At 53.4% G+C, this 20,149-nt stretch carries 20 protein-coding genes; 15 read left to right on the forward strand and 5 right to left on the reverse strand.

Annotated elements, in window-relative coordinates:
* Positions 1 to 29: 29 nt before the first annotated feature.
* Positions 30 to 578, forward strand: coding sequence for a retropepsin-like aspartic peptidase RloA3 (gene rloA3, locus INT33_RS08585; RefSeq protein WP_193091646.1), 549 nt, complete (start codon positions 30 to 32; stop codon positions 576 to 578).
* Between the two features lie 18 nt (positions 579 to 596).
* Here the strand turns inward: rloA3 and INT33_RS08590 are convergent, their stop codons facing one another.
* On the reverse strand, positions 597 to 1,310 hold the full coding sequence (locus INT33_RS08590; RefSeq protein ID WP_193091647.1) for a 16S rRNA (uracil(1498)-N(3))-methyltransferase: 714 nt from the start codon (positions 1,308 to 1,310) through the stop codon (positions 597 to 599).
* A gap of 132 nt (positions 1,311 to 1,442) precedes the next feature.
* Between INT33_RS08590 and phaR the strand changes: the two genes are divergently transcribed.
* The 7 genes from phaR to INT33_RS08625 all read left to right on the forward strand — a co-directional run bounded on the left by phaR (position 1,443) and on the right by INT33_RS08625 (position 6,101).
* Entirely contained in the window at positions 1,443 to 1,907 is a 465-nt protein-coding gene (phaR, locus tag INT33_RS08595) for a polyhydroxyalkanoate synthesis repressor PhaR (protein WP_193091648.1), read from the forward strand.
* Between the two features lie 67 nt (positions 1,908 to 1,974).
* The gene (gene purD / locus INT33_RS08600) at positions 1,975 to 3,264 is read left to right on the forward strand and encodes a phosphoribosylamine--glycine ligase (protein WP_193091649.1); all 1,290 of its coding nucleotides are present in this window, start codon (positions 1,975 to 1,977) and stop codon (positions 3,262 to 3,264) included.
* A gap of 55 nt (positions 3,265 to 3,319) precedes the next feature.
* A complete protein-coding gene (locus INT33_RS08605; protein ID WP_192539177.1) occupies positions 3,320 to 3,760 on the forward strand; it encodes an acyl-CoA thioesterase in 441 nt (146 codons plus the stop codon).
* Complete coding sequence (locus tag INT33_RS08610; RefSeq protein WP_018918591.1) at positions 3,760 to 4,632, forward strand: phosphoribulokinase; 873 nt, start codon at positions 3,760 to 3,762, stop codon at positions 4,630 to 4,632. The genes INT33_RS08605 and INT33_RS08610 overlap by 1 nt, the downstream gene beginning before the upstream one ends.
* A 52-nt stretch (positions 4,633 to 4,684) precedes the next feature.
* Positions 4,685 to 5,026 carry a histidine triad nucleotide-binding protein gene (locus INT33_RS08615; RefSeq protein ID WP_192539178.1) on the forward strand — a complete coding sequence of 114 codons (342 nt, stop codon included), beginning with the start codon at positions 4,685 to 4,687 and terminating at the stop codon, positions 5,024 to 5,026.
* Positions 5,027 to 5,076: 50 nt separating this feature from the next.
* Positions 5,077 to 5,718, forward strand: coding sequence for a 2-polyprenyl-3-methyl-6-methoxy-1,4-benzoquinone monooxygenase (gene coq7 / locus INT33_RS08620; RefSeq protein WP_192539179.1), 642 nt, complete (start codon positions 5,077 to 5,079; stop codon positions 5,716 to 5,718).
* Between the two features lie 224 nt (positions 5,719 to 5,942).
* Entirely contained in the window at positions 5,943 to 6,101 is a 159-nt protein-coding gene (locus tag INT33_RS08625; RefSeq protein ID WP_018918588.1) for a DUF1328 domain-containing protein, read from the forward strand.
* 79 nt (positions 6,102 to 6,180) lie between these two features.
* Here INT33_RS08625 and ettA read toward each other — a convergent pair whose 3' ends face one another.
* The 4 genes from ettA to INT33_RS08645 all read right to left on the reverse strand — a co-directional run bounded on the left by ettA (position 6,181) and on the right by INT33_RS08645 (position 10,327).
* Entirely contained in the window at positions 6,181 to 7,842 is a 1,662-nt protein-coding gene (gene ettA / locus INT33_RS08630) for an energy-dependent translational throttle protein EttA (protein WP_018918587.1), read from the reverse strand.
* Between the two features lie 205 nt (positions 7,843 to 8,047).
* Positions 8,048 to 8,254 (reverse strand): PA3496 family putative envelope integrity protein, encoded by a 207-nt coding sequence (locus INT33_RS08635; protein ID WP_018918586.1) that lies wholly within the window; start codon positions 8,252 to 8,254, stop codon positions 8,048 to 8,050.
* A 135-nt stretch (positions 8,255 to 8,389) separates the two neighbouring features.
* Positions 8,390 to 8,839: a PAS domain S-box protein gene (locus tag INT33_RS08640; RefSeq protein ID WP_192539180.1), complete on the reverse strand. Its 450-nt coding sequence runs from the start codon at positions 8,837 to 8,839 to the stop codon at positions 8,390 to 8,392.
* A 165-nt stretch (positions 8,840 to 9,004) separates the two neighbouring features.
* Positions 9,005 to 10,327, reverse strand: a complete 1,323-nt coding sequence (locus INT33_RS08645) for an MFS transporter (protein ID WP_193091650.1) — start codon at positions 10,325 to 10,327, stop codon at positions 9,005 to 9,007.
* An 81-nt stretch (positions 10,328 to 10,408) separates the two neighbouring features.
* Here INT33_RS08645 and INT33_RS08650 point away from each other — a divergent pair, with 81 nt between their 5' ends.
* The 7 genes from INT33_RS08650 to INT33_RS08680 form a co-directional block, all read left to right on the forward strand.
* The gene (locus INT33_RS08650; RefSeq protein ID WP_192539182.1) at positions 10,409 to 10,678 is read left to right on the forward strand and encodes a SelT/SelW/SelH family protein; all 270 of its coding nucleotides are present in this window, start codon (positions 10,409 to 10,411) and stop codon (positions 10,676 to 10,678) included.
* Positions 10,675 to 11,562, forward strand: coding sequence for a DMT family transporter (locus INT33_RS08655; RefSeq protein ID WP_192539183.1), 888 nt, complete (start codon positions 10,675 to 10,677; stop codon positions 11,560 to 11,562). Before INT33_RS08650 ends, INT33_RS08655 begins: the two co-directional genes overlap by 4 nt.
* Positions 11,563 to 11,817: 255 nt before the next feature.
* Positions 11,818 to 13,269, forward strand: a complete 1,452-nt coding sequence (locus INT33_RS08660) for a TolC family outer membrane protein (RefSeq protein WP_226940121.1) — start codon at positions 11,818 to 11,820, stop codon at positions 13,267 to 13,269.
* A gap of 151 nt (positions 13,270 to 13,420) precedes the next feature.
* On the forward strand, positions 13,421 to 15,598 hold the full coding sequence (locus INT33_RS08665) for a type I secretion system permease/ATPase (protein WP_319643922.1): 2,178 nt from the start codon (positions 13,421 to 13,423) through the stop codon (positions 15,596 to 15,598).
* Positions 15,598 to 17,028: an HlyD family type I secretion periplasmic adaptor subunit gene (locus tag INT33_RS08670; protein ID WP_193091652.1), complete on the forward strand. Its 1,431-nt coding sequence runs from the start codon at positions 15,598 to 15,600 to the stop codon at positions 17,026 to 17,028. The genes INT33_RS08665 and INT33_RS08670 overlap by 1 nt, the downstream gene beginning before the upstream one ends.
* Positions 17,028 to 17,654 (forward strand): response regulator transcription factor, encoded by a 627-nt coding sequence (locus INT33_RS08675; RefSeq protein WP_192539836.1) that lies wholly within the window; start codon positions 17,028 to 17,030, stop codon positions 17,652 to 17,654. Before INT33_RS08670 ends, INT33_RS08675 begins: the two co-directional genes overlap by 1 nt.
* A 249-nt stretch (positions 17,655 to 17,903) precedes the next feature.
* Positions 17,904 to 20,149: retention module-containing protein (locus tag INT33_RS08680; RefSeq protein ID WP_193091653.1), on the forward strand; the 2,246-nt coding region annotated here is incomplete at its 3' end.

Raw genomic sequence — 20,149 nt, forward strand, 5'->3', positions numbered from 1 at the left:
TAATCTCTTATTTCACCAAGGACGATGCTATGAGGTTTGTGGAAAAAATGCTGGCAGGTGGTTTGCTGGCGAGTGCTTTAACGGCTAGTGCCGTTGCTAGTGATGAGCAAGTGTTTGGCTGGGTTGAAAATGCCACCATAGAGCCGTGGGGCATCATGGTAAAAGCTAAGCTGGATAGCGGTGCTCTCACCTCGTCGCTTGATGCGCGTGATATCGAAATGTTCGAGAAAGACGGCGAGGATTGGGTGCGATTTCGCTTGAAGCTTGAGGATCAGGACAGCGGAGAAGAATTTAGCGACCGTCTTGAGCGGCCGCTCTACCGCGAACAGTCGGTACGCGGCGCAGGCGGTCGCGATGAGCGGCCGGTGGTCCTGATGAACGTGTGTATGGGCGATACGATTTACGAAGAGCAGTTTAGCCTTCGTGATCGCGAGGAAATGCTCTACCCGCTGTTGCTGGGTCGGCGCACTATCAGCCATTTAGGCCTTCTGGATGTGCGTAGCACGTTCCAGCAAGAGCCTGCATGTGGCGAAGACGCGACCGTGGTTAAGCATGACCCAGAAGACGAACAATCCTAGCAGATTAGCTAAAAGCGTTTAAAACAGCCGGGCGAGTAACGCCGTCACGGCTGTTTCTACGCGCAGAATGCGGGGACCCAAGTGCATACCTTCGCAGCCTGCCTCTAGCAGCTTTTCAACTTCCCATGGAATGAATCCACCCTCAGGGCCCACTAATAGCAAGGTCTTTTCGCTAATACCTCGCGGGCAGGCCATAGGCATGCCCGGATGAGCCACCAGGCCACGATGCTCACGAAGCAGGTCAGGTAATTGCTCTTCGATAAACGGCCGAAATCCTTTGCTTAAAATCACATTAGGCAGCTGGGTATCGCGTGCCTGCTCTAATCCTAATATCAGATGTTGCTGAATTTTTTCAGGCAGGAGCTCAGGTGACTGCCAGTAGCTTTTCTCTACCCGTTTGGTATGCAGTAGCGTAATCTCTTTTACCCCGAGCGCCGTGACATGCTCAAGCGTTCGCGCCAGCATGCGAGGACGAGGCAGGGCGAGCACCAGATGAACGGGCAGTGCGGGTGGGGCGACATCAGTTAAAGAATCTAATGCAAACACCGCCTGCTCGCGGGTGAGTTCGATAAGCTGTGCCTTGCCCATCGAGCCGCCTTGAACCCCCACTGTTAACCGGCTGCCGGGCGTTGCACGGTGAATATCACGCAAATGCGCTAGCCTGCGCGGATCGCTGATGCGTGCGTAGCCTTGCTGGTCGAGGTCACTGGGATGAAGCAAAATCAAATTCATAATCGGCATCTATTGGTCAAAGGATTGGCACGCTGTTCCGCACTAATCTACTCACATGGTTTGCATGGGTGCGTGGTGCAGGCACAATAATACCATTGGGGGCACCCCCTATCGCGTTTAAGGAGATGCGCTGTGCGCGTAATTCGTAAGTATGCCAACCGCCGGTTGTACGATACTCAGCAAAGCCGTTATGTAACGCTTGAGGACCTGCGCTGTTTAATCATTGAAGAAGAGCCGTTTCGGGTTGAAGATGCGAAAAGCGGGGAAGACCTGACGCGTACCATTTTACTCTCGATCATTATTGAGCAGGAGCAGTCGGATAATAACGCCGAGGTGTTTTCTAACGATCTGCTCGCGCAGCTGATTCGGGTTTATGATATGTCGTCTCCGCTGCCGCTGGCGCGCTATCTTGAGCAGGGCACGCAGCTTATGCTTGAGCAGCAAAAGCGCCTGCAGAGTCAATGGAAGCAAGCCATGCGCCATACGCCGATGGAGTTTATGCGTGAGCTGGCCGAAGAAAATATGCGCTTTTGGCAGAATACGATGAACCAATCTCCGCCGCCCAGCGATAGCAATGACGAGGATAAAACCTCCTGACGCCAAGAGAGGCCTCGTTGTGGCATAATGCGGCGCATAATCGCTCTCCCGTTCGAGAAGGAAGAACATGAAGGTTTTGATGATAGGTGGCGGTGGCCGTGAGCACGCGCTGGCGTGGAAATTGGCGCAATCCCAGAATGTTGAGCAGGTGTTTGTGGCGCCGGGCAATGCCGGCACCGCCACGGAAGACAAACTGACCAACGTTGATATAGCAGCCACTGATTTAGCCGGGTTGGAAGCCTTTGCGCTTAACGAGCGTATTGGTTTGACTGTGGTAGGCCCCGAGGCGCCCTTGGTTGAGGGCGTGGTTGACCGCTTTCAGGCTGCAGGCTTGACTATCTTTGGCCCTACTCAGGCGGCGGCGCAGCTTGAAGGCTCCAAGTCGTTTACCAAGGACTTTCTGGCGCGCCACGCTATTCCCACCGCTGATTATCAAACGTTTACGGCGGTAGAGCCTGCACTGGCCTATTTGCAAAAGGTCGGCGCGCCTATCGTCATCAAGGCCGACGGGCTGGCCGCCGGTAAAGGCGTTATTGTTGCCATGAGCGAAGTGGAAGCCGAAGCGGCTATTCGCGACATGCTCGAAGCCAATGCGTTTGGCGATGCAGGCGCCCGTGTGGTGATTGAAGAATTTCTGGAAGGTGAAGAGGCAAGCTTCATTGTCATGGTCGATGGTGAAAACATTGTGCCAATGGCCACCAGTCAGGACCATAAGCGTGCCTACGACGGCGATACTGGCCCCAACACGGGTGGCATGGGCGCTTATTCCCCAGCCCCTGTTGTTACGCCCGAAATTGATGCCCGCATTATGGAGCAGGTAATTGTTCCCACCGTTAAAGGAATGGCGGCTGAAGGCAACGCCTATACGGGCTTTCTATATGCTGGGTTAATGATTGATAAGGCGGGCCAGCCTAAAGTGATCGAGTACAACTGCCGCTTTGGTGACCCAGAAACTCAGCCGATCATGATGCGCTTAACGTCCGATCTCGCTGAGCTTTGCCTGGCTGGTGCGAAGGGGCAGCTGGCGGGTAAAGTTTGTCATTGGGATTCGCGCGCCGCCGTGGGCGTTGTGATGGCCGCCGGTGGATATCCAGGCAGCTATCGCAAAGGCGACGTGATCCATGGCTTCGAAAAAGCCGAGCAGCATAGCAAGGTTTTCCATGCGGGCACGACACAAAACGCTCAGGGCGAGATTACTACCTCAGGCGGTCGCGTGCTGTGTGTAACGGCACTGGGCGATAGTGTTTCCGAGGCGCAGCAACAGGCTTACCAGGGCGTCAAAGAGATTCACTGGGAAGGGGCTGAGTATCGCCGTGATATCGCTTATCGTGCTATTGCGCGCGAAGTGTTGAAGTAATTACTAAGCAGCAAACATAACAACTGATAACTATCATCACCGGAAGGAAGCAGGCATGGAACGTGTAAAGCTGGATTTTCCCGCTGAAGCGATCATTCATCGTCACCCCCTAACGGTGCGGATAACCGACATGAACTACGGGCGGCACCTGGGCCACGATGCCTTGGTGTCACTGTTGCACGAGGCCCGGGTTCAGGCGTTTGCTGCACTTGATTTACCAGAGTGGGATTTGCACGGCTATCCTAGCATAGTGGCTGATTTAGCCGTGCAGTATCAAAGCGAAGCGCGTTGGCCTGAAGCGTTGGTTATTGAAACCGCAGTACCCGAGCCACAGGGCAAGGCATTAACCGTTTATCAGCGTGTTTTAACCAGCGACGAAAAGCGCATTGTGGCGACGGCCCGCGTTAACCAACTGCTTATCGACATGAAGGCTGGTCAGCCTGTCGAGGTGCCTACGCCAGTCAAACAGGCTTTGACCCAGGCAAGGGGCGCTTAATGTCACGCGAATATCCGATTATCGCCGTGACGGGCTCGTCAGGGGCAGGCACCACGACCGTTAGGCGAAGTTTTGAGCGCATGTTTTTACGCGAAGATGTGCACGCCGCCGTGGTGGATGGTGACGCCTTTCACCGCTATACGCGTGACGACCTTCATCGTATGTTTCGTGAAGAGCCTGAGCGTAAGGATGAGCTTTCCCACTTCGCCGTAGAAGCCAATCTGCTGGATCGCCTTGAAGGTCTTTTTATTGAGTATGGCGAGCATGGTTCGGGCACCTTCCGACACTATATTCATGCAGAAGATAAGCAGAAAATTGAGGCGGGTTACCGGGTCGGCACGTTTACCGAATGGCAGTCGCTGCCGTGTGGCACCGACCTATTGTTCTATGAAGGCTTGCACGGCGGCCTGGTAACGGAAGATTACGATATTGCCCGCCATGTGGACCTGCTGGTTGGGGTCGCGCCGACCATGAATCTTGAGTGGATTCAGAAAATCGACCGCGATACCAAGCTGCGTGGTTATTCCCAGGAGGCAGTTATCGATACTATTCTGGGGCGAATGAATGACTATGTGCGCTATATCCAGCCGCAGTTTTCACGTACGCATATCAACTTTCAGCGTGTGCCTACCGTGGACACCTCAAACCCCTTTGAAGTACAGGATATTCCGACCGATGCTGAATCCTTCGTGGTGATTCGGTTTCGTGATCCTTCAACGGTGGATTTTCCCTGGTTGCTGGCAATGATCAAGGACGCCTTCATGACTCGGCCTCATACGCTGGTGGTGCCTGGGGCGCGAATGTCATTGGCTATGGAGCTGATTTTAGCACCGCTGGTACGCCATCTATTGTCACAGCGCCGCTTTCGCTAACCGTTTTGGCAAAATGCCGAGCGATAAGATGTAACGATAACAAGGAGTGGGTATGGATTGTCTGTTCTGTAAAATTATCAATCGTGAGATTCCAGCTGATATCGTATATGAAGACGATCACGTTCTCGCCTTTAACGATATTAGCCCCATGGCACCCACTCACCAGCTGATTATTCCCAAAAAGCACGTTGCCACCCTAAACGATATTCAGGAAGACGACCTGGCGCTAATCGGACGTTTGCAGTTCACCGCCGCCCAGCTTGCCAAGCAGCAGGGCTTTGCCGATGACGGCTACCGTGTGGTGATGAATTGCAACGAAAAGGGCGGGCAGACGGTCTACCATATCCATATGCACCTGCTCGGTGGGCGTCAATTCACCTGGCCTGCAGGCTAAACCGCCATTGTTTATTTGACTTCCCTTTTTGTCGATAAGCGGAGTAAGCCATGAAGCGTCAACTTAGTCGGTCTGATTACGTTATTCATCAGTTCGATACTGCGCTACGCTCGCTGATCCCTAACGCCGCCAAGTCGCAGCGTAATCACCCGGTTGGCAAGGTAGAGGATCTCGCGTTTGACACACATGAGCGCCGCCACACCGCTGGGTTAATGCGCACCAACCACTTGATCAGCGTGTTTAATCAAGGCCTCTACCAAGGACAGAGCGCCACTGCGGCGCTGCCTCACTCGCGTCTGCAAATGGAGCAGTCCGCGGCTGAAGCGTTTGATCATTTGGCGTGGTGTGAAGAGCGTCTGATGCAGCTAAACAGCCGGACAAGCCACTTCACTCCGCTTTTCTATGCATCAGCCTACGCAGCAGGCGCTCTATCCGGCGTGACCAGCGACCGCCTTAGCCTAGGAATGGTGGCGGCGACCCAAGAGGTGGCTGGTAAGCACTTTGAGCTGCAGCAAGCCCGGTTGATCGAGGGCGATCAGCGCTCCCAGGCATTACTTCGCCAGATGGCCACCGATGAGGCACACCATGCGCATCAGGCCATTGAGGCGGGCGGCTTACGTTTTCCCGCGCCGATTAAATGGGGTATGCGTTTTGTGGCTCAAGGGTTGACCAAAGGCGCTTACTATTTTTAAAACAATGTTTTAAAACCATGTTTTAAAAACATAGTTTTAAAAGCGTCATGTTTTGAGGTGGGCGTAAGTACTAAAAACGTACGTAAGCGCAACGATAAACGTATTGTTAATTTCTTGACGAATAGCGGATTATCGCCAAAGCTTAATTTTGTCAAAGCAGGTCGTACGTAAGGTAACGTACGCTTTTAAGTGGAAAAGCGTCACCAAGGAAAAGGAGAGAGACGATGCTAGGCAATGCGATGCTTTTTTTGATTATTGCGATTATCGCAGGTGTGCTCGGTTTTTCGGGTATTGCAGGTGTTGCGTCAACCATCGCGCAAATTTTATTTGTTCTGTTTTTAATTCTGTTCGTAGTGTCGTTATTTACCGGACGCCGTCGCTAACGTATTGATTCAGCCAAAACCAGATGAACAAAAAGCCCCATTATGGGGCTTTTTGCATACTGGCAGGCGCTAAAGCGTATTACGCATCGATACGCTTATACTTCATGCGCTTGGGCGTGTCGTTACCTACCCGCTTTTTATGATCTTCTTCATAATCGGTGTAATTACCGTCGAAGAAGACGACTTCTGAGTCACCTTCAAAAGCCAGAATATGCGTAGCAATACGATCTAAGAACCAGCGATCGTGAGAAATCACCATGGCGCAGCCTGGGAATGCCAGCAGGGCTTCTTCCAGTGCGCGTAGCGTTTCGATATCCAGGTCGTTTGAGGGCTCATCCAGCAGCAGCACGTTGGCGCCCTGTTTGAGGGTTTGGGCAAGCTGCAAACGTCCACGTTCACCGCCTGAAAGTTCATCCAGGCGCTTTTGCTGGTCGTTACCCTTAAAGTTGAAACGACCAACGTAGGCGCGCGAAGAGACTTCGTAACCATTGATGTTGAGGATATCCTGCTCGCCAGATACCGCCTGCCAAACAGTCTGCTTGTCATCCAGCGCATCGCGAAGCTGCTCGACATAAGCAATATCAACGGTTTCCCCGATGACCACTTCACCCGCGTCCGGCTGCTCTTGGCCCGTTACCAGCTTGAAGAGGGTGGATTTACCCGCACCGTTACCCCCAACAATGCCTACGATCGCGCCCTGGGGAATGGTGAACGATAGATCCTGGTAAAGCAGCTTGTCATCGAAGCGCTTGGTAACGTTATGAAATTCGATGACCTTGTCACCCAGGCGCGGGCCAGGCGGAATATAAATCTCGTTGGTTTCGTTACGCTTCTGGAAGTCGCCCGACTGCATTTCTTCAAAGCGATTAAGGCGCGCTTTGCTTTTTGCCTGACGACCTTTCGCGTTACTGCGAACCCACTCGAGCTCTTGCTTGATGGCTTTTTGACGCGAGGCTTCCTGCTTGGCTTCCTGAGTCAGACGGTGCTCTTTCTGCTCCAGCCACTGAGAGTAGTTACCCTCAAACGGAATGCCCTGGCCGCGGTCAAGTTCCAGAATCCAGCCGGCAACGTTATCCAGGAAATAACGGTCGTGGGTGATCGCCACTACGGTACCGTTATAGTCATGGAGGAAGCGCTCCAGCCAGGCAACTGATTCGGCGTCCAGGTGGTTGGTTGGCTCATCGAGCAGCAGCATGTCCGGGCTTGAAAGCAGCAGGCGGCACAGGGCAACGCGGCGGCGCTCACCACCTGATAGGTTGCCGACTTTAGCGTCCCAGGGCGGTAAGCGCAGCGCTTCTGCGGCAACGTCAAGCTTACGCTCAAGGTTGTGCGCGTCGGCTGCTTCGATCATGTTTTCAAGGCGTGCCTGCTCGCTTGCCAGGGCATCGAAGTCGGCATCAGGTTCAGCGTAGGCTGCGTACACGGCATCTAGCTTCTCTTGTGCCTCTTTAATGGCACCGAGCGCTTCCTCAACCGTATCGCGGACGTTCTTCTCATCGTCGAGCTGCGGCTCCTGAGGAAGGTAACCTACATTGATACCCGGCATCGGACGAGCTTCACCTTCAAACTCTTTATCGACACCGGCCATAATGCGCAGCAGCGTGGATTTACCAGAACCGTTCAGGCCCAGCACGCCAATTTTGGCACCCGGGAAAAACGACAGCGATATATCCTTGAGAATTTGTTTCTTGGGCGGCACGACTTTGCCAACCCGATTCATGGTGAATACGTATTGCGCCATGGAAATCCATTAGGTTGATGAAAACGACAGCAAAGTGCTGAGTAGGGCTCAAATGATAGTGCCCTACGCTTGGAAAGGCCAGAAAGCGCCGGGAATGACATAGCGCTGTGCTGTTAAAAACGGTATTGCGAATCTGGTGCTTGGGAAAGCAAGGCGCTGATAGCTTTTAAAATCAGGCTCTCTAAGCATTAAGCGCTGCCTTGGCTTAAGCGTCCCAGTCATCTTCTATGGCACGCTGCAGGCGACGTTCTTCAAGCCAGGCTTCTACCTGACGGCGAGCGCGTAGCGAATCAGCCTTGCTAGGCTTGTGCTTGCCGTAGTGTTCGTCATTCACAGCATCAAGATTATCGAACTCTTCAGCTTCATGACCTTCCGCTGAAAAATTTTCACGATTTAAGGGGTCACGGCTCATGGTATGCCCTCCAACCCAAGCCGGCGAACCGGCATCACAACGGCTTCTTTTAAGAGAAGCGCCAAACGCTAAAATAGCGCCTAGCCGCTATATAACGCCACTTGGGGTGAAGGTCAAGTATTAGTCCGGATTTTATTATGCGTGTGCTTTGCTAGGGGTGGTTTGATTGTCTTGTAATTTCGCTAACGCAAGCTGGGCTTCAACGCGTTCAGTGACATCTTTTTGTACGCCAATAAAATACATGAGGTGATCGGCCTCATCGAATACGGGCGTCATGGAGAGTTCATTCCAGAACATCGAGCCATCTTTGCGGTAGTTACGCAGAACTTCACGACAAGGCTGCAGATTCTTTAACGCATCACGAATAACGTTAAGCGCCTCTTGGTCACGGTCATCGTTTTGTAGAAAACGACAGTCGCGGTACAGAATTTCGTCGGCGCTATAACCCGTCAAGCGCTCAAACCCTTTGTTGACATAAATGAGGATATTTTCATCGCCTTCCTGCTCGGCAACAACAATGCCGTCCTGGGAAGCATCAATAATACGTTCAAGTAATTCGGGGCTGATCAGGGGAGATCGTTTCATCAAGGGATTCCTGTTGCTGCTTCGGTTCTTCCGTAGCCATGGCGCTGTGTATCAGCGCAGGAGCTAAGCGGCATTTCAAATCACTTATCTATTCTAGAATAGCAAACTATCCGCATATCGCTGCCATACGCTTGCCATGATGGCGAGCGTTGCGGTTCATTGCAATCATGATTGTTGTTCGACCTCGGGTAATTTCTGTGCGCTGAGTATCGCGCCAACTGCGGTTAAGGCTAGCAGCAAAAGTAATGCTGCGCTGCCCAGCCACTGCGCCAAGCCGCCGATAACGCCACCTACCAGCAGCATTAATACGCCTGTCAGCGTGTTGGAAAGCGCAACGTAAAGTGCACGATCATCTTGGCTCGCCATATCCACAATATACGTTTTACGTCCCAAACGGACGCCATGGTGAACGATGACCAGCAGTGCATAAACCACGGCATACGGCCAAACGCTTTGGGTCCAAGTGCCGGGTAGCCAAGCAAAGCTTGCACCGAGCAAGCAGCAGGCAACCGTGCCAATAGCGGCGTTGCGCATAACGCGACGGCTGGATTGGTCGGCCAGTTTTCCCCAGATGGGGCTTGCGACCATCCCGGCAAGCCCTGAAACCACTACCAGCAGGCCTAGCCCACTGAGTTCAGAGCCGCTTTGCTGCTGGCCAAGTAGGGCAATGTAGGGCAGGGCTAATGCACTGGAAAGCAGGAGGGCTCTGGCCACGTTGAAGTGCAGAAACGTACGGTCTTTTTTTAACAGCGATAAGCCAAGCTTAACGCTACCCCAGGCATTTTCTCCACCATCAACCGCGCCGGGTACTTCTTTAATTCGCGCCGCACAAAAAGCATTCAATAACCAGCTAAGTGCCGCCACACTTAACAAAACCGCCAGGGCAGTATTTCCGGGACGATCACCCAGCAGCATAAGTACGCCGCCCGCTGCCAGCGTGGCGCCGCCTGCCACGCTTCCACTCCATCCCATCAGCGTACCGCGACGGCGTTTGGCAATGGTTTTGCCCATAACATCTTTACTGGCGATAGAAGAAAGGCCGCGCGCTAATGACAGCAGTATTAAAACAATTAAAACGCCAGCGCCGCCTAGACTACCCCGACCGGTAAGGGCGAGCACGGCAAGTATTAACGCGGCCAATGCCTGAAGTACCGCGCCCGCCACCCATACGCCTTTTCGCTTGGGTTTTAGGCGAATAAAGCCTGCTACAAAGACCTGAGGCAGCAGGGCGCCAGATTCACGGATAGGTACCAGTAGACCCACCATCCATATCGGAGCGCCAATGATCCCCATTAGCCAGGGGAGAACTAAACGAGCGCTTGAGAGCTCATCGGCAAGCTTATTACCCAGCGATGCCCATAAATGCAGGAAAAAGTTGTGCGGCTGCTCAGAGCAGGCTTGCTCTGGGATGTCGTCACACAGGCGGTTATCTTCATCACCTGTCAGCCTTTCAAAAAGACGCGTTTGAGAAATATTGCGTTCAGCCATTGCTGTTCCTTGGCGGTTACTACCCTAGGGTGACAAAATGCAGTAAGAAACCACCACATTATACTGAGAAGGAGCTTAAGCGTGTCACGGATTAAAATTCGCTACTGCACGCAGTGCCAGTGGCTTTTACGCAGCGCTTGGTATGCCCAGGAGTTACTTTCTACCTTTGGCGAAAGCTTGGAGGAGGTAGCGCTTGCGCCTTCGCACGGCGGCACCTTTGAAATCTGGTGTGATGATACGTTGATGTGGGAGCGCAAGCGTGATGGTGGCTTCCCCGATAGCAAAGTGCTCAAGCAGCGTGTTCGTGATCAGATCGAGCCGAGCCGCGACTTGGGGCATATCGACCGATGAGCCAGGATCGGCAAGCTATTCTCTATGGGTTAGGTGCTGTTGGGCTTTGGTCAACGGTAGCGACAGCATTTAAAGTCGGCCTTGGCTGGATGACTCCACTTGAGCTGATGTGGCTTGCCGCGGTGGTTTCCTGGCTGTTGATGGGAGGCTTGGTACTCAAACAGGGCACCATGAGGCAGGCGCTCAATAGCGGATGGAAAACGGCCTTATGGGCAGGCGTTATGAATCCCGTCGCTTACTATCTGGTACTGTTTGCCGCTTACGACCGTCTGCCTGGGCAAGAGGCCATGGCCCTTAACTATACGTGGGCGCTAGCGATGGCCTTTTTAGCGGTTCCTATTCTAGGGCAACGGCTAACGCGCATGGATATTGTCGCAGGCTTAGTGGCCTATGCAGGCGTCTGGGTGATTGCAACACGCGGTGCGGTATTCAATATGTCGTTTGAAGATCCGCTTGGCGTGTTACTGGCATTAAGCTCCACGCTTCTATGGGCGCTTTATTGGCTGCTCAACGCACGCGACGAGCGGCCGCCATTAGTGGGGCAGTGGCAGAACTTTACTGTAGGACTGCCCATCTTGACCGCGCTGTTGTTAATCGGGCCGGGTTTTCAATGGCATGGCTGGAAAGCCGTCGGGGCGGGTGTGTATGTTGGGCTGTTTGAAATGGGGATCGCGTTCGTCTTATGGCAGATGGCGGTTCACAAGGTCTCGCGCACGGCTAAAGTCTCAACGCTCATTTTTCTTTCCCCGCCGGTTTCGTTGCTACTGCTCTATCTAGTCGTTGATGAGCCGCTTCTGCCTTCTACCTTTGTGGGATTGTTTTTCATTTTATTAGGATTGGCGCTGCAGCAACTTCAGAGAAAACCAGAAACGGCTGCGCTATAAAAAATGTTTATTTTTGTTTTCATCTTGTAAATTTAGCGTAACTTTTGTTTGATACGCTTTCTTGCTAGGTAATTTTCATTAGTCTCAATAGCACAATTTCTAATAAACTATTGAAGTAAATAAAATATTAGTCTTGTATTTAATGAGATTACTAAGCGTATGGCTCCATGAAAGTGCAACGGGGTGGTGAAAGTGGCGACTCCATTGCTTGATAAGCGTTTTACGCAATAGGGATCACTCTTGATGAAAGGTAATATGAAAGTAAAACTGAAGAAGATTTTCTTACATAGTGCTATTCAGCCGCTAACAGTTGCCACTCTAGCCTGCATGCCGCTTTCGGCTTTGGCGCAATCGCTGCCTGCCAGCCTTTATACGCCTGGCTCTACAGACCTGCCGAGCACCATTCAGCAAACCATCGTATCCAATCCTGAAGTTAACGCTGCCTGGGCTAACTTTAACGCATCAGGTAGTGATGTTAGGGCCGCTCAAGGTAACTATCTGCCAACGATTGATGTAAGAGCAGGTGTAGGCCTCCAGGACCAGCAAAATGACGGTCAGGGCAGCTATAACAGTGATTTTGCCGAACTAACCCTAACGCAAGTGGTGTTTGACGGTTTTGCGACGCGTAGCGAAGTTGAGCGTCTGGGGCATACCCGTCTTATCGCTTACTTTGAATTACTGGGCACCAGCGAAAATATAGCATTAGAAGCATTTCGCACGTACTTGGATGTATTGCGTTACCGCGAGCTCGTTCGCTTGGCGCAGGATAACTACCGTCAGCACCAGCGGGTTTTCTCTCAAATTGAAGAGCGCGCTCTTGCCGGTGCGGGCAGGGGAGTGGATTTAGAGCAAATTAGCGGCCGTTTGGCGTTAGCTGAGTCGAACCTGATGTCAGAAGCCTCTAACCTTCACGATGTGACCGCCCGGTATCAGCGGATTGTCGGCACGCTACCAGCCCAGAACATGCTGCCTGCGCCGTCGCTCACAGAGCAGCTGCCAAGCAATGTCAATGCAGCCGTTGAAATGGCTTTCCAGGGTAACCCTGATTTTTATGCCGCAATGGAAAACATTGAGGTGCAGCGCGCTGAGCAAAATGGCTCTCGGGCAGCGTTTATGCCGCGTCTGGATATTCAAGGGCGTACAGGCACCAATAATCAGGACAACTCACTAACTGGACGTAGCGACGAGCATAGTATTCAACTGGTTGCCAGTATGAACATCTACCGTGGCGGCAGTGACCGAGCTGCGTTTGATGCAGCAGCAACGCGTATTGAAGAGGCTGTTAATCAGCGTGAAACGGCGTGTACGAATGTGCGCCAAACCACCCAGATTGCTTATAACGATACCCAGCGGTTAACGGAGCAGCTCAATTACTTAAACGATCACCGTCAATCTATTGACCGGGTGCGTGGTGCTTATCAACAGCAGTTTGATATTGGGCAGCGTACGTTGCTAGACGTTCTGGATAGCGAAAACGAGTACTTTGAAGCTAGCCGGGCTTACGCCAATGCTGAGTTTGATCGCACGCTAGCCGAAGCACGTACGCTCGCTGCGATGGGCCAGTTGATGCAGACCTTGGAAGTAGTGCGTGATGATATTCCAAGTTTGGCTGACCTGGGCTATGAGGACCCTTCATTAAACCCTGGCCAAGTATGTGCCACTGAAGGCCCACAGGGCTTTACATTGCAGGACTTTACTGCCGGTTAAGCAGTTTTGAGTACGCATGACTGGACCAGCCCTCTGTTAAGGCTAGGGGGTTGGATCAGGCCACCTCTGAACGATAGGATTCATGTGAAAGGCTTATATTCATGGATGGCATTTCTTAACGTACGCAACTGCTTAAAGTAACGAGGTCTTTGTGACACAAAGCAAGCTGGAAACTTCCGCCCCCCTGCAACGTGGTAGGCCAAAAGTTAATGATGAGCTTTTAGAGTGCCTTAAAGCCATTGCTACGTTTCATCAGCATGAAGTTTCTTCAGAAGCTTTGATCGCAGGCTTGCCTTTAGAAGAAGGGAAGCTAATTCCTTCTGTCTTTGGGCGAGCGGCTTCACGGGCGGGGCTTACGGCACGTATTGTAAAAAGTAAGTTGTCAGCGCTTAACCCTGCGTTGTTGCCCGCTGTTTTGTTGCTGGAACCTGGTCGTGCCTGCGTGCTGCTGGCGCTGGACCTGAAGGGTCAGAAAGCTCAGGTGATTTTTCCCGAGCTTTCAGAAGCGGCTATCGAGATGCCGCTTGGTGAGCTGTACGCAGGATATAGCGGTGAAGCCATCTACGTGCGCCCCAAGTTCAGATCAGACAACGTCTCAGAACCGGGCGTAAAAAAACAGCGTGATCAACACTGGTTTTGGGGGGTTATTCGCGAGAATCGGCGTCTCTATCGAGATATCGTACTCGGCTCGGTAGCGGTTAACCTGTTTGCCCTGGCAATGCCGCTGTTTGTACTCAATGTATATGATCGGGTCGTTCCCAATCAGGCTACCGAAACACTTTGGGTGTTGGCGATCGGCGTTTTTATTGTTTTATGCTTTGATTTGGCGCTAAGGCTTATGCGCTCGGGTTTTGTTGATTTGGCGGCAAGCCGGGCCGACGTAAAGCTGTCGTCCTCTATTATGGCCAAGTCGCTCGGCATGCGGCTGGAAGAGCGGCCTGCATCCACCGGCTCGTTTACCTCTACCTTGCAATCGTTTGAATCGGTGCGTGCGTTTATCGGCTCGGCAACGGTTTTAGGCATTGTCGATTTGCCCTTCGTGCTGCTATTTGCCGCCATTATTGCTTTGATCAACCCTTGGTTGGTACTTCCTGTACTGGCCGGAATCATATTTGTGCTGCTCTACGCGCTTGCCGCCCAGGGTAAGTTACATGAGCTTTCTCAGACGACATGGGAGGTAGGCGCCAGGCGCAATGCGTTGCTGGTCGAATCCATTTCACAGTTAGAAACAGTAAAAGCGTTGCGTGCCGAAAGCCGTATTCAACGCCACTGGGAAAAAGCGTCGGCCTTCTTATCGCGCACCGGTGCGCAGTTAAAACACGTGAGTACCTCTGTTTCAAGCGTGGCGCAGTGGGCACAGAACAGCGTGGCTGTCTGTGTGATTATTGTTGGGGTCTATCAAATTATTGAAGGTAATTTGACCCAAGGTGGATTGATTGCAGCCTATATGCTCTCGTCGCGAGCTATGGCGCCCATCAGTCAGGCTGCCGCTTTACTTGCCCAGTATCATCAATCTTCTACGGCGCTTGAGTCATTGAACAAGGTGATGGATAAGCGTGTTGAGCGCCATGAGGGAAAAGCCTACGTTGAAAAACCAAGCGTGGCCGGCAGTATTCGTCTGGACAAAGTTACCTTGCGCTACCCGGATGAAGAGCGTGATGCACTGCGTGATGTCTCTATTTCAATCAAGGCCGGAGAAAAAATTGCCTTGTTGGGGCGCATTGGTTGCGGTAAGTCGTCGCTCAATAAACTGATACTTGGTTTTTATCAACCTACCTCTGGATCTATTTTGCTGGATGGCGTCGATATCCGTCAGCTGGATCCTCTACAGCTTCGCAGCCATATCGGCTATGTGCCTCAGGATGTCAGTCTTTTTGCCGGCTCGCTGCGCGACAATATTGTAGCTGGCGGGGGGAGTGATCGTATTGATGATGACGAGTTGCTGCGTGCGCTGCAGATAGCCGGGCTTGAATCATTAGTGAATGGGCATCCGAGCGGCATTGATTTGCAGGTGGGGGAGCGTGGTCAAGCGCTTTCCGGTGGCCAAAAACAGTCGGTGGCCATTGCCCGTGCCCTGGTCCAAGACCCTTCCATATTGCTGCTGGATGAGCCCACTAGTTCAATGGATAACGCTAGTGAAGAGGCGTTTAAAGCCAACCTCACCAAAGTGGCTGAAGGTAAAACGGTATTAGTGGTTACTCACCGTACATCGCTGCTTTCACTCGTGGATCGTATTATCGTTATGGATGCTGGCAAAGTTGTGGCTGACGGTCCTCGCGATACCGTGGTCGAGGCGCTGCGAAATGGTCAGATCGGGAGGGCATCGTAATGGCAAAAAAATCCTCCTCAACGGCAGAGCAGAAGGGCTTCGATGCGATTGGTCGGTTTTCTGAAAAAGGCCAAAAGCCGTTTCGTCCTTTTATGGACCGACTGTTTGCCAAGCGCGTCACCTCAGCGCATTTGAATCGCGACTGGGCCAGTGATACGGATTGGGCGCGTATGCAGCAAGAGCCCATTCGTGCGCGGCTTTTTCTCTACACCGTCTTGTTTACCCTTATCGCACTGTTGGTATGGGCCTACTTCGCCTCTATAGATGAAGTAACGCGTGGCGCGGGCCGCGTTATACCGGCTAGTCAATTACAGCGTGTTCAATCGTTTGATGGCGGTGTCGTTGAACAAATTATGGTGAGAGAAGGGCAAATGGTGAGTGCGGGCGAAGTGTTGATGCAAATCGACCCGACCCGGTTTGTTTCTGATTTTCGTGAGAATCGCGCGCAACGTTTTGCTCTACAGGCGCGTGCTGAACGGCTACGTGCGCTGGCTACTGATACACCGTTCGAACCTTCGGAAGAGTTGCGCCAGGAAGTACCGGATATTGTCATGCAGGAGCGAGAGGCCTACGAAAGCCGGCGTGAGGAGCTGCGCGAACAGGGCAACGTCCTTGGTGATCGTATTCGCCAACGCGAAGAAGAGCTGCGTGAAGCGGTGGCGCGTCGTGATACCGCGCAGCGAGAAGTCAATATGGCAAGCCAGGAGCTTAATCTGACGCGCCCTTTGCTAGCGTCAGGCGCTGTTTCTGAAGTTGAAATCCTTCGCCTGCAGCGTCAGGTGTCTGCCGCGACCGGCGAACGGAACCAAGCTGATGCAGCAGTTGCTCGTTTAACCGCGGCCGTAGAAGAAGCTGAGACACAGCTACGCGAGCTAAGCGCAGAGCGCAGAAGCGAGTGGCGTAACGATCTTGCCCAAGCGATAGGTGATCTGAATGCGTTGCAGCAATCAGGAACAGGGCTGCAAGACCGGGTAAGGTTAACTGAAATACGCTCGCCGGTTGATGGCGTGGTTCAGCGTATTCATATCAACACTATTGGTGGTGTGGCACAGCCTGGCCAAGAAGTTGTTGAGATTGTGCCAAGTGACGACCAGCTATTGGTAGAGGCTAGAATTGCACCTCAAGATATCGCGTTTTTGCATCCCGGACAGCCAGCTACTATCAAGTTAACGGCTTACGATTACGCCATTTATGGCGGCTTACAGGCTGAGCTGGAGCTGATAAGCGCAGATACCATCACCGATGATGATAACAACACCTTTTATCTTGTTCGGGTACGCAGCTTAGAAAATGAAAGCGTTGCTGATCGGCTTCAGGTTATTCCAGGTATGACAGCACAAGTCGATATCGTGACCGGAAAAAGAACGGTAATGCAGTTTATGCTTAAGCCTGTATTAAGGGCGTGGCGTGATTCAATGGGGGAACGCTAATGACAAATTGGTTTGTGACAACAAATGGCGACCTAAAATCGCGTTGGGAGGCAGCATTTCCGGATGCGCAGTCAGCACAAGAGCACAATATTGAGAGCCAGATAAAACCGGGCGATCTTATTTGGCTGGTAACCACTGTAGAGACTTGGCCAGCGTTGGCCCGGCGCTTGGTTGCTGCCAATGTCACGGTGGTTATTTTAAGTTATATGCCTAATGATCGTGAAGCGCTAAAGGCACTGGATCAGGGGGCAAGAGGCTATGTGCATACGCTTGCGGCAGTCGACGTATTAAAGCAAGTGGCTCTGGTGGTAGCGAACCAAGGCGTATGGGTAGGACAGGAGCTGCTTTCTAAAGTATTAGGCGGGTCTTTTAAAGCGCTACAGCAGCGAACAGAGCAAAATGCGCGGCCTGCCGCTGAGTGCCTGAGCCTTCTCACTGAACGTGAGCAGAGTGTTGCGATTGCCGTAACGTCTGGCGCTGCCAACAAGGAAGTCGCTCGGCAACTGGACATTACTGAACGGACGGTCAAAGCTCACCTGAGTGCCATCTTTAAAAAGCTTGGCGTACGTGATCGCTTGCAACTCATTTTGAAACTTGCGAACAACGATTATCGCGTTAACTCTTAATGTAAAAAAGGCTGTGCTTTATGACGTTCTATACGCATTTCTGTACGTATTAAAGCACTAAGCACAGCCTGGCCCTTCTCCTGCTAATCAATGACCTGCCTGATACGATTTAATTTATATTCTGTCCAACGGTACAGTATTTTTTACTAGTCCTTATCCCTATTATGCGTTCATATGCCGTTCCTTTATCTAGCACGCCTTCATGCAGCGCTAGTCAAGACGGCCTCTCTGTTTATCCAGGAGTAACATATGGCCGCGGCAACTATTATCTCGATTACCGGACAAGCTTGGGCACGTGATGAGGCGGGCAATCTTCGCGAGCTGAGCATTGGCGACGTGTTGCAAGAAGGTGAAACACTTATTACCTCAAGCGATGGCCGGGTCGAGCTAGATTTTGCCGACAGTACGGGTATCAACCTGGTGGAAGGCGGACAAGAAGTCGTCGTGACGCCAGAGCTTGATAACGAACAGATCGTTGCTACTGATGAAGCCAGTGTTCTAGATGAAGACCTTGAGGCTCTCTTGGCCGCCCTGGATGAAGACGGCGACCTGCTTGAACTACTTGACGCGACGGCCGCTGGTGGCGCCGGCGGGGGCGGCGGCGGCAGCCACGACTTCGTGCGCGTTGCACGCGTTGCCGAAGAAACCGACCCTCTAGGTTTCGAAACAGCAGGCAGCTTAGGCGCCGCTGAGTTCTTTGAGTTAGACGGTGCTGCCTTAGCTGCCGACATTGACGATACTGATGCAGACGCAGACGCAGACGCAGACGCAGACGCAGACGCAGACGCAGATGCCGATGCGGACGCAGACGCCGATGCTGACGCGGATGCGGATGCTGACGCCGATGCGGACGCTGATGCAGATGCGGACGCAGACGCCGATGCGGATGCTGACGCGGACGCGGACGCTGATGCAGATGCCGACGCTGATGCGGACGCCGATGCGGATGCTGATGCAGATGCAGATGCGGACGCCGATGCGGACGCTGATGCCGATGCGGACGCTGATGCAGATGCTGACGCCGATGCGGACGCTGACGCAGATGCCGATGCAGATGCGGACGCTGACGCGGATGCAGATGCGGACGCTGACGCAGATGCCGATGCAGATGCAGATGCGGACGCGGATGCAGATGCTGACGCAGATGCAGATGCCGATGCAGATGCAGATGCCGATGCAGATGCCGATGCAGATGCGGACGCGGACGCCGATGCAGATGCAGATGCCGATGCAGATGCGGACGCCGATGCCGATGCCGATGCAGATGCGGACGCCGATGCCGATGCGGACGCCGATGCGGACGCTGATGCAGATGCAGATGCAGATGCTGACGCCGATGCGGACGCAGATGCGGACGCCGATGCAGATGCGGACGCTGACGCAGATGCAGATGCAGATGCGGACGCTGACGCAGATGCGGACGCTGACGCAGATGCAGATGCTGACGCAGATGCAGATGCCGATGCGGACGCAGACGCCGATGCCGATGCCGATTCCGATGCAGATGCGGACGCCGATGCCGATGCAGATGCGGACGCCGATGCAGATGCGGACGCCGATGCCGATGCAGATGCGGACGCAGATGCCGATGCGGACGCTGATGCCGATGCGGACGCTGATGCAGATGCAGATGCTGACGCCGATGCAGATGCTGACGCCGATGCGGACTCTGACGCGGATGCAGATGCTGACGCCGACGCCGATGCGGACGCGGATGCTGATGCAGACGCAGATGCCGATGCAGATGCGGACGCTGATGCAGACGCTGATGTAGAAGAGCCTGAAGCCACGATCACCCTCGACACCGTTGCCGGCGACGACGTGATCAACGGCGACGAAGCCACTCAGACCATCACCGTCACCGGCACCGTCGGCGGCGACGCCCAAGTGGACGACACCGTCACCCTGACCGTGGGTGAAGAAAGCTACACCGGTCAGGTCACCGCCGATGCCGACGGCAACCTGACCTACGCCATCGACGTCCCCGGATCCGTACTGGCGGACAACAGCACCATCACTGCCGAAGTGACCGGCGAAGATGCGGCGGGCAATACCTACGGCGCCGACACCGACCGTGACTACGGCGTGAACCTCGACGCCAGTGCCACGATCACCCTCGACACCGTTGCCGGCGACGACGTGATCAACGGCGACGAAGCCACTCAGACCATCACCGTCACCGGCACCGTCGGCGGCGACGCCCAGGCGGGCGACACCGTCACCCTGAGCGTGGGCGACAACACCTACGAAGGTGAAGTCACCGCGGACGAAGACGGCAACCTGACCTACGCCATCGACGTCCCCGGATCCGTACTGGCGGACAACAGCACCATCACTGCCGAAGTGACCGGCGAAGATGCGGCGGGCAATACCTACGGCGCCGACACCGACCGTGACTACGGCGTGAACCTCGACGCCAGTGCCACGATCACCCTCGACACCGTTGCCGGCGACGACGTGATCAACGGCGACGAAGCCACTCAGACCATCACCGT

Origin of the sequence: Halomonas colorata, assembly GCF_014897985.1 — a bacterium.
Lineage (GTDB): Bacteria > Pseudomonadota > Gammaproteobacteria > Pseudomonadales > Halomonadaceae > Vreelandella > Vreelandella colorata.

Excerpts from the sequence above, each read along its gene's own strand:
- rloA3 (WP_193091646.1), top strand. The coding sequence starts at position 30 with ATGAGGTTTGTGGAAAAAATGCTGGCAGGTGGTTTGCTGGCGAGTGCT.
- INT33_RS08590 (WP_193091647.1), bottom strand. The coding sequence starts at position 1,310 with ATGAATTTGATTTTGCTTCATCCCAGTGACCTCGACCAGCAAGGCTAC.
- purD (WP_193091649.1), top strand. The coding sequence starts at position 1,975 with ATGAAGGTTTTGATGATAGGTGGCGGTGGCCGTGAGCACGCGCTGGCG.
- INT33_RS08605 (WP_192539177.1), top strand. The coding sequence starts at position 3,320 with ATGGAACGTGTAAAGCTGGATTTTCCCGCTGAAGCGATCATTCATCGT.
- INT33_RS08610 (WP_018918591.1), top strand. The coding sequence starts at position 3,760 with ATGTCACGCGAATATCCGATTATCGCCGTGACGGGCTCGTCAGGGGCA.
- INT33_RS08615 (WP_192539178.1), top strand. The coding sequence starts at position 4,685 with ATGGATTGTCTGTTCTGTAAAATTATCAATCGTGAGATTCCAGCTGAT.
- coq7 (WP_192539179.1), top strand. The coding sequence starts at position 5,077 with ATGAAGCGTCAACTTAGTCGGTCTGATTACGTTATTCATCAGTTCGAT.
- INT33_RS08625 (WP_018918588.1), top strand. The coding sequence starts at position 5,943 with ATGCTAGGCAATGCGATGCTTTTTTTGATTATTGCGATTATCGCAGGT.
- ettA (WP_018918587.1), bottom strand. The coding sequence starts at position 7,842 with ATGGCGCAATACGTATTCACCATGAATCGGGTTGGCAAAGTCGTGCCG.
- INT33_RS08635 (WP_018918586.1), bottom strand. The coding sequence starts at position 8,254 with ATGAGCCGTGACCCCTTAAATCGTGAAAATTTTTCAGCGGAAGGTCAT.
- INT33_RS08640 (WP_192539180.1), bottom strand. The coding sequence starts at position 8,839 with ATGAAACGATCTCCCCTGATCAGCCCCGAATTACTTGAACGTATTATT.
- INT33_RS08645 (WP_193091650.1), bottom strand. The coding sequence starts at position 10,327 with ATGGCTGAACGCAATATTTCTCAAACGCGTCTTTTTGAAAGGCTGACA.
- INT33_RS08655 (WP_192539183.1), top strand. The coding sequence starts at position 10,675 with ATGAGCCAGGATCGGCAAGCTATTCTCTATGGGTTAGGTGCTGTTGGG.
- INT33_RS08660 (WP_226940121.1), top strand. The coding sequence starts at position 11,818 with ATGAAAGTAAAACTGAAGAAGATTTTCTTACATAGTGCTATTCAGCCG.
- INT33_RS08670 (WP_193091652.1), top strand. The coding sequence starts at position 15,598 with ATGGCAAAAAAATCCTCCTCAACGGCAGAGCAGAAGGGCTTCGATGCG.
- INT33_RS08675 (WP_192539836.1), top strand. The coding sequence starts at position 17,028 with ATGACAAATTGGTTTGTGACAACAAATGGCGACCTAAAATCGCGTTGG.